Source organism: Arthrobacter sp. C2 (assembly GCA_024207135.1).
In the GTDB taxonomy this organism is placed as follows: Bacteria; Actinomycetota; Actinomycetes; order Actinomycetales; family Micrococcaceae; genus Paeniglutamicibacter.
Genome location: CP042428.1, coordinates 2,092,138 through 2,106,717, shown reverse-complemented (window position 1 = coordinate 2,106,717; position 14,580 = coordinate 2,092,138). Strand labels below are relative to the sequence as shown.

13 protein-coding genes are annotated in these 14,580 nt (G+C 68.8%); 7 read left to right on the top strand and 6 right to left on the bottom strand.

Going from position 1 to position 14,580, the window contains the following annotated elements:
- Positions 1–24: 24 nt before the first annotated feature.
- The 4 genes from FPY90_RS09895 to FPY90_RS09880 all read right to left on the bottom strand — a co-directional run bounded on the left by FPY90_RS09895 (position 25) and on the right by FPY90_RS09880 (position 4,682).
- A complete protein-coding gene (locus tag FPY90_RS09895; RefSeq protein ID WP_498685293.1) occupies positions 25–1,437 on the bottom strand; it encodes an NAD-dependent succinate-semialdehyde dehydrogenase in 1,413 nt (470 codons plus the stop codon).
- Positions 1,438–1,653: 216 nt separating this feature from the next.
- Positions 1,654–2,718 (bottom strand): aldo/keto reductase, encoded by a 1,065-nt coding sequence (locus FPY90_RS09890; protein ID WP_071213874.1) that lies wholly within the window; start codon positions 2,716–2,718, stop codon positions 1,654–1,656.
- A gap of 331 nt (positions 2,719–3,049) precedes the next feature.
- The gene (locus FPY90_RS09885; RefSeq protein ID WP_175475408.1) at positions 3,050–3,202 is read right to left on the bottom strand and encodes a hypothetical protein; all 153 of its coding nucleotides are present in this window, start codon (positions 3,200–3,202) and stop codon (positions 3,050–3,052) included.
- 292 nt (positions 3,203–3,494) lie between these two features.
- Positions 3,495–4,682, bottom strand: coding sequence for an acetyl-CoA C-acyltransferase (locus FPY90_RS09880; RefSeq protein ID WP_498685291.1), 1,188 nt, complete (start codon positions 4,680–4,682; stop codon positions 3,495–3,497).
- Between the two features lie 55 nt (positions 4,683–4,737).
- On the opposite strand from FPY90_RS09880, the gene FPY90_RS09875 reads away from it, so the two are divergent.
- Positions 4,738–5,529 carry an alpha/beta fold hydrolase gene (locus tag FPY90_RS09875; RefSeq protein WP_498685289.1) on the top strand — a complete coding sequence of 264 codons (792 nt, stop codon included), beginning with the start codon at positions 4,738–4,740 and terminating at the stop codon, positions 5,527–5,529.
- Between the two features lie 12 nt (positions 5,530–5,541).
- Here the strand turns inward: FPY90_RS09875 and FPY90_RS09870 are convergent, their stop codons facing one another.
- Positions 5,542–6,075, bottom strand: a complete 534-nt coding sequence (locus FPY90_RS09870) for a universal stress protein (protein ID WP_498685287.1) — start codon at positions 6,073–6,075, stop codon at positions 5,542–5,544.
- A gap of 153 nt (positions 6,076–6,228) precedes the next feature.
- On the opposite strand from FPY90_RS09870, the gene FPY90_RS09865 reads away from it, so the two are divergent.
- The 6 genes from FPY90_RS09865 to FPY90_RS09840 all read left to right on the top strand — a co-directional run bounded on the left by FPY90_RS09865 (position 6,229) and on the right by FPY90_RS09840 (position 13,947).
- Positions 6,229–7,005, top strand: a complete 777-nt coding sequence (locus FPY90_RS09865; RefSeq protein ID WP_071216690.1) for an ABC transporter ATP-binding protein — start codon at positions 6,229–6,231, stop codon at positions 7,003–7,005.
- Positions 7,002–7,736, top strand: coding sequence for an ABC transporter permease (locus tag FPY90_RS09860; RefSeq protein ID WP_071216692.1), 735 nt, complete (start codon positions 7,002–7,004; stop codon positions 7,734–7,736). The genes FPY90_RS09865 and FPY90_RS09860 overlap by 4 nt, the downstream gene beginning before the upstream one ends.
- A gap of 28 nt (positions 7,737–7,764) precedes the next feature.
- Positions 7,765–10,416, top strand: a complete 2,652-nt coding sequence (gene hrpB / locus FPY90_RS09855) for an ATP-dependent helicase HrpB (RefSeq protein ID WP_498685285.1) — start codon at positions 7,765–7,767, stop codon at positions 10,414–10,416.
- 37 nt (positions 10,417–10,453) lie between these two features.
- On the top strand, positions 10,454–11,437 hold the full coding sequence (locus FPY90_RS09850; RefSeq protein ID WP_498685283.1) for a DMT family transporter: 984 nt from the start codon (positions 10,454–10,456) through the stop codon (positions 11,435–11,437).
- A 443-nt stretch (positions 11,438–11,880) separates the two neighbouring features.
- Positions 11,881–12,726 carry a GIY-YIG nuclease family protein gene (locus FPY90_RS09845; RefSeq protein WP_498685280.1) on the top strand — a complete coding sequence of 282 codons (846 nt, stop codon included), beginning with the start codon at positions 11,881–11,883 and terminating at the stop codon, positions 12,724–12,726.
- A gap of 207 nt (positions 12,727–12,933) precedes the next feature.
- Positions 12,934–13,947: an intradiol ring-cleavage dioxygenase gene (locus FPY90_RS09840; protein WP_498685279.1), complete on the top strand. Its 1,014-nt coding sequence runs from the start codon at positions 12,934–12,936 to the stop codon at positions 13,945–13,947.
- Here FPY90_RS09840 and FPY90_RS09835 read toward each other — a convergent pair.
- Complete coding sequence (locus FPY90_RS09835) at positions 13,936–14,517, bottom strand: phosphatase PAP2 family protein (protein ID WP_498685276.1); 582 nt, start codon at positions 14,515–14,517, stop codon at positions 13,936–13,938. The two genes, FPY90_RS09840 and FPY90_RS09835, sit on opposite strands and share 12 nt — an antisense overlap.
- Positions 14,518–14,580: the final 63 nt, after the last annotated feature.

The window sequence follows — 14,580 nt, the reverse complement described above, 5'->3', positions numbered from 1 at the left end:
TTCATGTCACGGTGGTGCGTGTGGTTAGTCGGCCACGTAGAAGAGGCGCTTGTTGACAAACTCCTCCATGCCCAGCGGGCCCAGCTCACGGCCGAAACCGGAGCGCTTCACGCCGCCGAAGGGCATTTCCGCTCCTTCGGCGCTCGGGGCATTCACGTTGGCCATGCCGACCTGAAGGCCAGCGGCAACCTTCGCGGCACGGGCCGGATCGGTGGAGAACACCGCGCCGCCCAAGCCGTACTGGGTGTCGTTGGCCAATTCCAGGGCCTCCTCGTCGGAGGACACCTTGTAGACAATCGCCACCGGGCCGAAGAGCTCCTCGTAGTAGGCACGCATGCCCTTGGTGATCCCGGAGAGGATCGTCGGGGACAGGTAGGCACCCGGGCCCTCGTGCAGCACGCCGCCGGCGTGCAGCGTTGCACCCTTGTCGATGGCGTCCTGGACCTGCGCGGCCACGCCCTCGGCGGCGCCACGGGTGGAGAGCGGACCGAAGGTGCCTTCCTCCTCCTTGGCCGGGTCGCCCGGAACCAGGTCGACGGCAAGCTTGGTCAGTTCGCCGACGAAGTCATCGAAGATGTCCTCCATGACGATCATGCGCTTGTTGGAGTTGCAGGCCTGGCCGGTGTTTTCCATGCGGGTGGCCCACGCGGTGGCCGCGTCCCCGGCGATGTCCGCCGAGTCGAGGATGACGTACGGGTCCGAACCGCCCAGTTCCAGCACTGCCTTCTTCAGGTTGCGTCCGGCCTGCTCGCCGATGATTGCGCCGGCGCGCTCGGAACCGGTCAGCGAGACGCCCTGGATGCGGGGATCCTCGATGATGGTGGAGATCTGCTCGTGCGAGGCGAAGACGTTGTTGTAGACGCCTGCCGGGACCCCTGCATCGTCCATGATCTGCGCGATGGCCAGGGCCGAACGCGGGCAGGTTTCGGCGTGCTTGAGCACGATGGTGTTGCCGAGCATCAGGTTCGGGGCCACGAAGCGGGCGACCTGGTAGTACGGGTAGTTCCACGGCATGATGCCCAGCAGCGGGCCGACGGGCAGGCGCTGGATGATGGCCTTGCCGCCGCCGATGGTCTTGATCTCCGTGTCCGCGGCCAGCGTCGGGCCCTCGGTGGCGAAGTACTCGAAGATGTCCTTGCAGAACTCGGCCTCGCCCTTGGACTCGGACAGGGGCTTGCCCATTTCCCGGGTGATGATCGCGGCAAGCTCGTCGGCGCGTTCGGCGAAGAGCTCGCCGACACGGGAGACGATCTTGGCGCGTTCGTTGATGTCGACGTCCTTCCACCCCTGGTAGCCGGCTTCGGCCGCGGCAATGGCGTCCTGGACCTCGGCGTCCGTCGCGGTGGCGAATTCCTCGAGAACTTCGCCGGTGGCGGGGTTGAGGACTCGATATCCGGTGGCGGTTGGCGTCGTCTGGGCGTTGGCGGTCACGGCCATGCTCCTTCTGGTAGTCACTGGGCGGCGAAAATCTGCGTTGCGCGCCACGTACGGTTACATCATGTCGCGAAAACTGCGATTTGTGAAGCCGGTCACGCGGGATCAGTGGTGATATCCGCCGTCAGCGAATTGTCCATCTGCGGTATTAGTTGTTAACGACGAGAAACCCTGCGGAATTCGTCTCCGCAGGGTTTCGGGTCGGGGCGCTTCGGCTACTTAGCTCGTGGCCGCCGCGCGCCAGTGGTCGATTCCGGCATCGCCGGCGGCGATCCTGTCGATCAGTTCCAGCTCCGCGGGGCTGAATGCGGTGTTGCCCAGGGCTCCGAGGTTCTCATCCAGCTGCGCGGTCGAGGACGCCCCGAGCAGCACCGAGGTCACCCCGCCCTCGCGCAGCAGCCAGGCGATGGCCAGCTGGGCCAGGGACTGGCCGCGCGTCTCGGCGACCTTGGACAGGTCGCGGGCCTTGGACAGGTTCTCCTCGGTCAGGTGCCCGGCCAGCGAGTTCCGTCCGCCGGACGGGATGGCCGATTCGTCCTTGAGGTACTTGCCGGTCAGCAGACCCTGGGCCAACGGGGTGAAGGCGATCGAGCCCATGCCGTGTTCCTTGAGGGTGTCCAGCAGCCCGTCTTCCACCCAGCGGTTGAGCATCGAGTAGGAAGGCTGGTGAATGACCAGCGGGGTGCCCATGGCCTTGGCGGCCTGCGCGGCCTGCGCAGTGCGTTCGGGGGAGTAAGAGGAAATGCCCACGTAGAGGGCCTTGCCCTGGCGGACCAGGGTGTCCAGCGCGCCGATGGTCTCCTCGATCGGGGTGTCTGGGTCCGGGCGGTGCGAGTAGAAGATGTCCACGTAGTCAAGGCCCATGCGGGAGAGGGACTCGTCGGCCGAGGCCATGATGTACTTGCGCGAACCCAGGTTGCCGTAGGGGCCCGGCCACATGTCCCAGCCGGCCTTCGACGAGATGATCAGCTCGTTGCGGTAGGCCTTGAAATCGCCGCGCATCATGCGGCCGAAGTTTTCCTCGGCGGAACCGTAGGGCGGGCCGTAGTTGTTGGCCAGGTCGAAGTGCGTGATGCCGTGGTCGAAGGCATGGCGCAACACCTCGCGCTGGGTGTCGAAGGGGCGGTTGTCGCCAAAGTTCCACCACAGGCCCAGGGAAATCGGGGGAAGGACCAAGCCGGAGTTGCCGACGCGCCGGTAGCCGGTGGCCTCGTAGCGATCCGCGGCGGCCACATAGGGTGCGTGGGTTTCGGGGACGGGGGCATAGCGGAGTTCTTCGGCCATGGTGGTGGTGTTCTCCTGAAATTGGTGGGACGGAAAATCTCATGACGCTTTCTGGGCGTCATTCGCATCCATTCTTGTCCCCCGAGGCGCCGATAATCCACGACGGCGGGCGCGGCACGCTGGGGAGAAGCGAAATCCGCTGCTTTGTGACCCGGGGAGAGGCCCACCTTCGGTGCCGGCGTTCTTAAAGTGAAGAACCGGTCGTGACGGCTAAGGAGGTGAAACTCCGCCGCGACCGGTTCTTCTGATCACTCGCACCTTGAGAAGGTAGCTTCAGCCTAAGAGGCCAAGCTGAGTGTGGGCTGAGGATTGGTTGTCAGTCAGCCGAGAGTCAGTAATTCGACGGGGGGTCGGAGGCGGGGAAGGACTCGTCTTCCCATTCCTCGACCAGCGCCTCGTCGTGGGCGCTGGCAACATGTTCCGGCTCTGCGGCAGCTTCTTCTGCCGTGACATCTTCTTCGTCGCCGATTGGTTTTTCACTCATCACGCGTGCTCCTTGGTCCGTAGATCATGTCGCCCGATTCACCGGCGCGACCGGTATCTTCAGTTTGGTCCGAAGTTCCGACGTTGTCGAGGGGATGCGCCATGCCTCGTCTCGGCGCCGCGCGCCGGGCACCGCCGGGCTTAAATGGTTGAGCACCGGTCGGAAGGCCAGGGGGGGAATCTGCCGTGTATCCGACCGGTGCTCTCATCACTCGCACCTTCATGAGGTAGTTATTACTCTAGGATTCCAATCTATGCACAGGCTGTACGGGGCCCGGCAACCACGTGTGAACTCAGGCCCGGAGCACCAGCGCATCGCCCTGCCCGCCACCGCCGCACAGCGAGACGACCCCGGTGCCGCCGCCGCGCCGCGCCAGCTCCATCGCCATGTGCAACACCAGCCGGGCCCCGGAGGCACCCACCGGGTGGCCCAGCGCGATGGCCCCGCCCTCGGTGTTGACCCTGGCCGGATCCACGCCGAGGTCCTTGGCCGATTGCAGCACCACCGAGGCGAAGGCCTCGTTGATCTCGATTGCGTCAAGGTCCCCGGCCTTCAGCCCCTCCTTCTCCAAGGCCGCGAGGATCGAGGTGCTGGGCTGGGAATGCAGTTGCCCGTCCGGCCCCGCGGTTTGTCCGTGAGCCCCGATCTCGCACAGCCAGGACAGCCCCGCACTGCGGGCCGCCCCCTTGGACGCCACGACCAACGCGGCTGCCCCGTCGGAGAGCGGCGAGGAAGAACCCGCCGTGATGGTTGCCCCCGGCTCCTGGGAAAATGCCGGTCCCAATGCGGCCAGTTTCTCCACCGTGGTCTCGGGGCGGATGCCCTCGTCGGTGGAGACAACCAGATCCTCCCCGCGGCGCTGGGGGATGGAGATGGGGGCGATCTCCGCATCAAGGTGCGCCCGGGCGGCGGCCGCGCGCTGGTGCGAGGCCGCGGCGTACGCGTCCTGCTCCGCCCTGCCGATCCCCAGCTTGGCGTTGCCGCGTTCGGTGGTCGAGCCCATGAGCTCGCCGGTGAGCGGGTCGGCCAGGGCATCGTGGTTCAGCGAGTCCTCCAGGCCGCGGTCCCCGATCGCCAGCCCCGTGCGCATGCCGCGGACCAAGTGGGGTGCGTTGGACATGGACTCCTGGCCGGCGGCGACGATGAAGTCGGCTTCCCCGGCCCGGATCATCCGGGCGGCGTCGATGACCGCCGTCAGCCCGGAGAGGCAGAGCTTGTTGATGGTCACCGTGGGCACGTCCCAGCCGATCCCGGCCTTCAAGGAGGCCTGGCGGGCCGGGCCCTGCCCGGTGCCGGCCAGGATCACCTGGCCCATGATGACGTGGTTGATGTCGCTGGCCGGCACCCCGCTGCGTTCCAGGGCCGCCTTGATGGCGTGGGCGCCGAGCTCTGTGGCCGGCAGCGAGGAGATGGCCCCGCGGAACCTCCCAAAGGGCGTGCGCGCCCCGCCAATGATCACGGGAGTCAGATCGTCATTCATTGCTGCATCCTTAGCGCTTGGGAAAATGCCGGTTCGGTGCCATAGGCTCATTCACATGCCCCATGCAGTGAACCCGATTGATGCCCAGACTATCTACTTCGACGCCAGCGACACAGGGGCCCCACCGGTCCTGCTGCTGCACGGCTCGGCTCTCTCCCGTTCCATCTGGCGCGGCCTGGGCTATGTGAAGGCCCTGGAGCCGGAGTTCGACACGATCCGCATGGACCTGCGCGGGCACGGGCGCTCGGGCAAGCCGCACGATCCGGCCGCCTACAACATGGACCTGGTGCTGGCGGACGTCAAGGCGGTGCTGGCGGCCACCGGCCACGAGTCGATCCACATCGTGGGATATTCCTTCGGCTCGCGCGTGGGCCTCTCGCTGGCCATCAAGCACCCGTCGATGGTGCGCTCGCTGACGATGCTCGGCGGAACCCACGCCATAGAGGCCCAACACATCAGCACGCTCTTCTTCGACGGCTATCTCGAGGCGCTCAAGACGGGCGACATGGACGCCTTCATCGCAGGCATGGAAGCCGACGGCGGGAGGCTCGACCCCGCAACACGCCTGGCCTTCGCGTCCAACGACGCGCTGGCGCTGGCGGCGTACTTCGAATCGACCGAGGCAGGAAGCGCGGTGAGCGAGCTGTTGCTGGCGCAGCTGGACACCCCGACGCTGCTGATGACCGGAACCCGGGACAGGCCGCGCATCGAGCACTCGCGCACCATGGCCTCGGTGATGCCCAACGCCCGGCTGGTTGAGCTGGAGGGCCGCACCCACGGAGGCACGCTCTACCCGCCGCAACCCATCCTGGAGCAGTTGCTGCCGTTCCTGCGGACCAACACCTAGGGTCCCGCGGCGTCAGGGCATGGGCAAATAAGGTGTATCCGTTTTCCCGGGCGAGTGCTCCGGCGGAACCACCAGCACCGGCACCATGCGGTGGGAAAGCAAACGTGCCAGCGTGGAGGCGCGCAGCCGGGCGGAGGTGATGCCGAGGGGGCGCCGCATGGGGGATCCGAGGACCAAAAGCGAGGCCCCCAATGCCGTTGCATACTCCTCAAGCGCACCCGCGGGAGCGCCCACCAGTATGCGCAGGATCCAGCGCACGGGTGAATCCTGCAACGCAGCGCCGAGGCCGGCTTGGAGCTCGCGGACAACCATGACGCCGATTTCCTCCTGCGCGTCCCGACCCAGCGTCTCGAAATCGATGATTGCCTTCGCCTTCCACTCGGAAGATTCCAACCCCGTGACGGCGTAGGCACACACCAGATCCAGTTTCAGGGCCACTGCCAGGCGTGCCGCGGTGGCGACCACCTCCGGATGCTGGTTCTGGCACACCCCCACGAGCACGGGATGCGGGGTGCGAATGGTTCCTTCTCCGCGCGGCTCGTTCATGGCGCGCTCCTGGAGGTTGACGGAGGCAGCGGGCGGGCAGCAGCCTTTCACCCAGTATGCCCGGACCTCGCCGGGCAAGGATAGGGCGGCGCCGTGTCCGGGCGCCAAAGCACCCCCCTTGACCGGGGCCGCCGCAGGGGCAAGACTCAAGAAATGGATGCTGACACGGCGGCAATCTCGATCACCGGGCTGAAAGTGTTGCGCGGGAAGAACCTGGTGCTTCCCGGCCTTGACCTGCTGGTTCCGCGCGGCGAGGTCGTGGGGCTGCTCGGTCCCAGTGGCTGCGGCAAGTCGACCCTGATGCGTGCGATCGTGGGCACCCAGATCATCTCCGGCGGGGACGTGAAAGTCCTGGGGGACACCGCAGGCTCCGCGGCGTTGCGCCACCGCGTGGGCTACATGACCCAGGAAGCGAGCATCTACGACGACCTGCCGGTGGCTGCGAACCTGAACTACTTCGCCAAGATCCTCGGCGCCCCGCCCGCGCAGGTCGCCGAGATCATCGAACGCACCGACCTGGGGTCGGAGGCCAAGTCGTTGGCCGCGGACCTGTCCGGCGGCCAGCGCAGCCGGCTCTCGCTGGCCATCGCGCTGCTGGGTTCCCCCGAGCTGCTGGTGCTGGACGAGCCGACCGTCGGGCTGGATCCGGTGCTGCGCGTGGCCCTCTGGGAACTGTTCGCGCAGCTCGCCGCCGAGGGCACGACGCTGCTGGTCTCCAGCCACGTCATGGACGAGGCCACGCGCTGCGACCGGCTGATCCTGATGCGCGAGGGGCAGGTCATCGCCCAGGAAACCCCCGGCTCGCTGCTGGAGCGCACCGGGACCGACAACGCCGAGGACGCCTTCCTCGCCCTGATCCGAGGGGCACAGGAGCCAGGGAGCGACACGCCGCACGTCCCCAAGCACCGCGCCGGGTCGGAGGAACCATGAGCGTCGCCCGCACCCTTGCCACCACCGCCCGGGTGCTGAACCAGGTGCGGCACGACCACCGCACGCTGGGCCTGCTGTTGTTGGTCCCCGCGCTGCTGGTGGGCCTGGTCGCCTGGATCTTCACGGACACCCCGGTGTTCGGGCAGATCGGCCCGGCCATGATCGCGCTGTTCCCCTTCATCGTGATGTTCCTGGTCACCTCGATCGCCACGTTGCGCGAACGGCGCAGCGGCACCCTGGAACGGCTGCTGTCCCTGCCGCTGGGCAAGGCCGACTTCATCTTGGGCTACGCGCTGGCCTTCGGTTTGCTGGCGATCGTGCAGACCGCGATCGCGGTGGGCTTCGCCGTGTGGGTCTGCGGGCTGGACGTGGGCGGGAACCTGGGGCTGCTGTTCGCGGTGGCGATCGTCGATGCGTTGCTGGGCACCTCGCTGGGGCTTTTGGCCAGCGCCTTTGCCCGCAGCGAGTTCCAGGTCGTGCAGTTCATGCCGGCCTTCGTTTTCCCGCAGGTGCTGCTCGGCGGGATCTTCCTGCCCCGGGACCAGCTGCCCGAGGCCCTGGAGAAGATCGGCGACTGGCTGCCCTTGAGCCACGCCATTGATGCGCTGAACGCCGTGGCCCGCGACGACCAGGACGCCGGCTACATCTGGCTGCGCATCGGATTCATTGCCGCCTGGATCCTGGCCGCCATCGTCGTGGGCTCGATGACGCTGCGCCGCCGCACGCCCTGATCCGGGGAACCGGCGGCAACACTGGATAATGGGGCGGGTGAGCACGCAGCAGATCCGGCAGGAAAATCCCCTACCCACCCACGACTTCGACCTGGCAGCCATCGGGCACGGGTTGGTCTTTGCCCATTCCCTGCCAGAACTTGCCCAGGTGATTGAGGGCGGCGGGGCCAGCGCCACCGCGGTCATCCAAGCCCCGCCGGGCACCGGCAAGACCACCTTGGTCCCGCCGCTGGTCGCCAACGCCGTTGCCGCCCGCACCGGGAAGCCCGCCCGCATCGTGGTCACCCAGCCGCGCCGCGTCGCCGCCCGCTCCGCCGCCCGCCGCCTGGCCTTCCTGGACGGCAGCGGCCTGGGCACCCGGGTGGGTTTCACGGTGCGCGGGGAACACACCGCCGGTGCCCACACGCTGGTGGAGTTCGTGACCCCCGGCATCCTGCTGCGCCGGCTGCTGGCCGACCCGGGCCTGGAAAACGTGGACGCGGTGATCATCGACGAGGTGCACGAACGCGGGCTGGAAACCGACCTGCTGCTGGGCATGCTGCGCGAGGTCCACGAACTGCGCGGGGACCTCACCCTGGTGGCCATGTCCGCCACGCTCGATGCCCCGCGCTTCGCCCAGCTGCTGGGGGATGCCACCGGCAGCGGGGAAGCCCCGCTGGTCGACTGCCCCTCCGCGCTGCACGAACTGGCGGTGCGCTGGGCACCGGCGGCGGCCCCGCGGCTGACCGACCGCGGGGTCTCACGCACCTTCCTCACCCACGTGGCGGCCGTCGCCGTCGAGGCCCACGCCCGGGCGCTGGCCCAGGACCCGGGCATCGACGCGCTGGTGTTCCTGCCCGGGGCCTGGGAGGTCGCCGACGTCGCGGCCCAATTGCGCTCCAGGGCCGAAGGCACCGAGGTGCTCGAGCTGCATGGCCAGGTGCCCGCCAATGAGCAGGACCGCGCGGTCTCCGGGCGCGAACCCGGCGGGAAACCGCGGATCATCGTCTCCACCTCGCTGGCCGAATCCTCGCTCACCGTCCCCGGGGTGCGGCTGGTCATCGACTCGGGGCTGGCCCGCGAACCCCGCCGGGACGCGGCCCGTTCCATGAGCGGACTTGTCACGGTCTCCGCCTCGCGGGCCTCGTGCATCCAGCGCGCCGGACGTGCCGCCCGCCTGGGCCCGGGCACCGTGGTGCGCTGCTTCGAGGAAAAGAGCTTCGCCGCCGCCCCGGCGCACCCGCGAGCCGAGATCACCGTGGCGGACCTGGCCTCCGCCGCGCTCATCCTGGCCTGCTGGGGCGCCCCCGGCGGGCAGGGGCTGGCGCTGCCCGAGGCGCCCCCGGCCTCCAGCCTGCAGGCAGCCACCACGGTGCTCGAACACCTCGGCGCGATCGAGGAATCCGGGCAGGCGACCGCGCTGGGCCGGCGCCTGGCTTCCATCCCGGCGGACCCGCGGCTTGGGCGCGCGCTGCTCGACGGAGCCCCGATGGCCGGGGCCGCCGCCACCGCACGCATCGTCGCCTTGCTGGCTGGCGACTACCGGGCCCAGGGTGCGGACCTCGGGGCGCTGCTGGCCTTGCTGCGCAGCGGCCGGCACCCCGGCTCCGGTGCCTGGAAACGCGAATCGGCCCGCCTCGAACGCATCGCCACGCAGGCTGCCGGCCAAGCGGACCGGTCCGCCGAAGCCTTCACCGGCGACCCGCTGGGCCTGATCACCGCGTTGGCCTTCCCGGGCCAGGTGGCCCGGCGCGTGGAAGGCGCCGCGGGAACCACCTACCTGCTGGCCTCCGGCACCCGGGCCGGGCTCCCGGCGGCAAGCCCCGTGGCACACCACGCCTGGATCGCGGTGGCCGAGGTGGCCCGGGCCGCCGGCCGCGACGCGGCCGGAACCGGCGCGCTGATCCGCGCCGCTGCCCCGCTGGACGAGGCCACCGCGCTGCTTGCCGCAGCCCACCTGGAAACCCAGGACACGGCCACCGTCTTTGCCCACGGGAAGCTCACCGCCAGGGACGTGCACCGGCTCGGTGCCATCGAGCTGGCCAGCACCCCGGTGGCACCCACCCGCGCCCAGGGACGCGCCGCGGTGCTTGATGCGCTGCGGGCCAACGGGTTGGGCATGCTCAGGTTCTCGGCCTCCGCCACGGCGCTGCGCAACCGGCTGGCCATTGTCCACCGCGAGCTCGGGGACCCGTGGCCGTCCATGGATGACGCCGCGCTGCTGGAAGCGGCCGAGACCTGGCTGGCCCCGGAACTCGAGGCGCTCGCCGGGGGCAAGTCCGCCGGCTCGCTGCACCTGGCCGATGCGCTGCGCCGGCTGCTGCCCTGGCCCGAGGCCACTGAGCTGGACGAGCTGGTTCCCGAACGCCTCGCGGTGCCCAGCGGATCGAAGGTCCGCATCGACTACCCGGGCGTCGATGCCCCGGACGCACCGCCGGTGGTCGCGGTGAAGCTGCAGGAGTGCTTCGGGCTGGCGACCTCCCCGGCGCTGGTGCGCGGGAGGGTGCCGGTCCTGTTCCACCTGCTCTCCCCGGCCGGACGCCCGCTGGCGGTCACCGACGACCTGGCCTCCTTCTGGTCCGGGCCCTACACCCAGGTGCGGGCGGAGAACCGTGGCCGCTATCCCAAGCATCCGTGGCCCGAGGACCCGTGGACCGCTCCCGCCACCCGGCACGTGAAGAAGCGCATGGGCCAGCCCTGATCCCTCCTTGTCAGCGGTCCATGGCACACTGATGGGCATGAGCCCGCGCAGACCCATTCCCCTCGCCACCAGGCGCCGCCCGTCCGGGCTGCTGCTGATCTGCCTGGCCGGAATCGCGTGGGGGACCATCGGCCCGGCCGTCCAGCTCGCGCACCGGGCCTCGGGGCTTTCACCCTCGCTGCTCGGCTCCTACCGGGCCGCCGCGGCAGCCCTCGCCTTGCTGGTGGCGGCCTTGGTTGCCGGTCGGCTGCGCGAGTGCTGGGTGCTGGGCCGGGCGAGCCCCGGGCGCGCGGTGGCCGTGGGGTCGTTGACGGCGGTCTTCCAGTTCTTCTTTTTCCTGGCCGTGGTGTGGGCCGGGGTCAGCGTCGGCACGGTGGTGGCCCTGGGCTTGGCACCGGTGTTGTTGCTGGTGCTCAAGTCCATTCGCTCCAGGGCCTTGCCGCGGCCCGGGGCGCTGGCCACGGTGGCCGTGGCGCTGGCGGGGTTGTGCCTGGTGAGCCTGGCCGGTGCCGAGGTTTCCACGGCTCCGCACCCGGTGCTGGGGATCCTGGCCGCGCTGGTCTCGGGGACGGGGTTTGCGCTGGCTGCCGATGCGGCCGTGCCGATGGCCCGGGTGCTGGACCCCTTCGCGTTGACCGTCATCACCATGGTGCTGGCCGCCGCCTGCCTGGTCCCCGCAGGCCTCATGCTGGCCTGGGTGAACGCCGAGCCGCTGGGCACCACCGACGCCGGATCGTGGTGGCTGGTTATCTACCTGGGTGTGGTGGCGATGGCGCTGGCCTACGGCCTGTTCTATGCCGGGTTGCGCACCACCTCGAGCGCCAACGCCGTGGTGGCCACGCTGCTCGAACCTGCCACTGCGGTGCTGATCGCGGTGCTCTTCCTGGGCGATGAACCAACGGTGGCCTCGACCACGGGGTTCTTGATGATCATTGCCGCCATTGCGACGCTCGGACGGGGACCCAAGCAACCGGTGACAGGCGAGAGACCGGAAGAAATCAGCGTTCCGGGGTCCGACTGACGGCTTCCGTGCAGCGGTTCGGCACCCGGGTCTCGGACTCGGCACGCGGCAGACGCATCGGGGACGGTCCCGCACCTGCTCGCCATCTAAAAGTCCGCCCCGCGGCTGTTCCGGGCCGCCTTCCGGATCGAAGCCCAATTCCGCAACGGAACCGAGCAGGGCACGAACCCGGGCCAGATCCAGAACGCCCCGGAATTCGCGAAGGGCAAGGAGAACCTCGACGATTGCCGCGTCCAGCGCCATGAATTTGCCCCAGGACGGAACAGACGGAACAAATGACGAGACACACCGGGCTGGTTCGTGCCGGGCGCGCTAGTGGAGAATCCGGCGGACGAATCACGGATCTCCCAGGAAGAGCGGTTCGGCTCGATCCTGCAGTTTCAGCGGTGTCCACTGGCGGCCAGTTGTCGGTCGCACCTGCTAGCGTCGATCGGATGGAAGCCATGGATCCCCCGCCGCAACTTTCCGACGTGTTCGACGCGCTGCTGTCTACACGCTGGAACGTCGACCAAGCGAGGAAACGCCTGCAACCCGTTCCAGGGCTGTATGCCATCTACGGTGACGCCGACGCCTGGCACGATCTTGGCCTGGAGCCGCGGCCGGAAAACGCGCTCTATGTGGGCAAGAGCGAATCGAGTCTCGTGGGCAGGGACCTCACCACCCACTTTGCGGCCGACAAAACCGGCAAGGCCCGGACCGGCAGCTCAACCGTGCGCAGGTCTTTTGCCGCGCTGCTCAGCGATTCCCTGGACCTGCAGGCGACTCCACGGAATCCAGGGAAACCCGGAAAATATTCCCACTATGCCCTGACGGCAGCCGGGGACGCCCGGCTCACGGCCTGGATGCACGAACGCCTGACCCTCGCGGCCTGGGAGAAAACCACAGGTGTTGCACAACCGCTGAGTGACATCGAATCCGCCGTGATCCGATGCTGGAAGCCACCCATCAATATCCAGATGAACCCGCGGCCGCTTCAGCGCCTCAAGCTGGCCCGTGAAGCCATGGCACGGCAGGCCGCCGCCAGCGCCCTTGTCCCCGGCAACTCCACGCCGTCGACTCCCGGCAGGGACGGTTCGGGGGAAGAACCTGTGGCAGCCCAAGCCCGGATGCCGCGGGGTCCCGGTTTTACGCCGGTCGAGTTGGCCCGGGAGCTCGGGAAAGACCCCAAGACGGTTCGCCACGTGCTCCGGACCAGGTATGGACCGCTGCCGCATCCCGGGGACCGCTGGGGTGTGCTCACTGCCGAGCAGGAGAACCATGTCCGGGCGAGATTGGCCCCCGGTACCTAAATTGTGGAGCTGGCCGGGTCGGTTTCCGGTTCAACGAAGCCCTGCGAGTTCGGCCCGCCCGGGACTATCCGCAGGTCGAATCCGCCGGCCCCATGGCCCGCCCTAGGCCGGGCCACAGCGGGGTCAAATCCGCCGGGCCTAGCGTGGGAAACCAACCCACCACGCGCCGGCATGCGGCGCACGAGCTGCCCCAAGGAGCACCCGACCATGGAGAACAAGATCCGCAACCGCACACCGAGTTCCGGGCGTCCCACGTACAAGGGCAGGACCCTGCCGCGACCCGCGGAAGACCTCGAGGACCAGGGACTCGGCTTCGACGTCCAGACGCTGCTGGGGCGCCGCAGCGCGCTGAAGGCCTTCGGGGTTGGGGCCCTGGCGCTGGGCCTGGCCGCCTGCAGCGCCACCGCGGATGCGGAAGCACCCATCGGATCGTCCGGTACGTCCGCCGGGGAGACCCCCGATGAAACCGCCGGCCCCTATCCTGGTGACGGGTCCAATGGCCCGGACGTGCTGGAGCAAAGCGGCATCGTGCGCTCCGACATCCGCTCCAGCTTCGGGGAATCGAGCACCACGGCCGCAGGCATCCCGATGACCCTCGAGCTGAACATCAAGGACCTGGCCAACGCCTCGGCGCCCTTCGCCGGGGTCGCCGTCTACGTCTGGCATTGCGACCGCGAGGGCAACTACTCCATGTACTCCGCCGCCGTGGAGAACGAGAACTACCTGCGCGGGGTGCAGGTCGCCGATGCACAGGGCACCGTGCGCTTCACCAGCATCTTCCCGGCCTGCTACACCGGCCGATGGCCGCACATCCACTTCGAGGTCTACCCCGACGCGGCATCGATCACCGACACGGCCAACGCCATCGCCACCTCCCAGGTGGCGCTGCCCGAAGATGTCTCCGCGAAGGTCTACGCGGTCACCGGGTACGAGTCCTCGGTCAAGAACATGGCCCAGCTGTCGCTGGCGACCGACAACGTGTTCGGCGACGATTCGGGTGCCAGCCAGCTCGCCACCGTCACCGGGGATATCTCGAACGGATACAAGGTGGTGCTGGATGTCGGGGTGGACACCCGGACCACGCCCGCCGCAGGTGGCGGTGCCCCGGGTGGCGGCCAGGGCGGAACACCACCCAGTGGCGGACCCGGCGGAACCCCTCCGAGCGGTGCACCAGGAGATTCCGGCAGCCAACAGGTCGGGTCCCCGGGTTCAGGGCAGTAGCAGGCCCACCGCATACACGGCGCAGCCGACCACCAGACCGGCCAGGACCTGTGTGGAGGTGTGGTCCTTCAGCTCGATGCGCGACCATCCCACGGTTGCCGCCAGGACCAGCGCCAACGCGGGGCCAACCTGCCCCAAGGGCGCCAGGAGTTCCAGGCCCACAAAGGCCGCCACCGCGCTGTGGACCGAAAGCTTCCAGAGAAGGTTGGCCAGCAGGCACACCAGCAGACCCAGGAAGATGGTTCCCACGGCGCTGAAAAGCCCCGCGGGGGCATCAAGCACGAAGAGCAGGACGGCGCCGACCACCAGGGACGTTCCGGCCATCATCATGACCGGTGCCCGCTGGCGGCGGTCGCCGACGTGGTGGTCGGTGACCTTGCCCCGGTGCCTCATCCACAGCAGCGCGCCGAAGGGCAGCCCCGTCACGAAGAAGAAGGCCACCAGGGCCTGGGGCCAGGTGGTTCCGGGCGTGAGAAGCGGCTGCAGCAGCAGCAAGACGCTCACCAGGATCGCCGGTGACAGGATTTCGGTCACGTACCGGGCTGGCCGCAGCGTGGGAGTTAGGCTCATCCACCGATCATACGAAAGATCGTCCAACGTCAGCGGGTCGTGGCGGGCGGCGCCCGTGGCAAG